Annotated in this window: 1 protein-coding gene; it reads left to right on the top strand. The window is 51.9% G+C overall.

The annotated features are described in order from the left end of the window. The coding region (locus F0L68_RS44310; RefSeq protein WP_223199660.1) for a WD40 repeat domain-containing protein at nt 1–214 on the top strand (214 nt) is incomplete at its 5' end. Between the last annotated feature and the right edge of the window lie 164 nt (nt 215–378).

The raw sequence follows: 378 nt of genomic DNA on the forward strand, positions 1-378 counted from the left end.
GGCGTTCAGCCCGGACGGGCACACCCTCGCCACCGCCAGCGAGGACAAGTCGATCCGACTGTGGAACAACGGAAATTCAACGGTAGGCAGCGGCTTGGCTCTGCCCCTGGCATTGCTGACGTCCATGGTCGCCGGTAACCACTCACCATCAGGTCGGCCGTATGCTCGTCTGCCTACAAGGGCAATAAAAAAATTAATTACAAGAAAATCGTAGGAGGCTTGTGCTCGAAGTCTCCATTGTATTGTGTAATGGCGCTCAGACTTGCCAAGCGGGAACATATATCGGCACAGTGGTACAAATAGACAAGATGCTTCTACTGATTTGTGGGGGGTTCCTCCACCAATGAACAACTGCGGCATTATCCAATTCAATTACAT

The organism is Solihabitans fulvus, assembly GCF_008386585.1.
Classification (GTDB): domain Bacteria; phylum Actinomycetota; class Actinomycetes; order Mycobacteriales; family Pseudonocardiaceae; genus Solihabitans; species Solihabitans fulvus.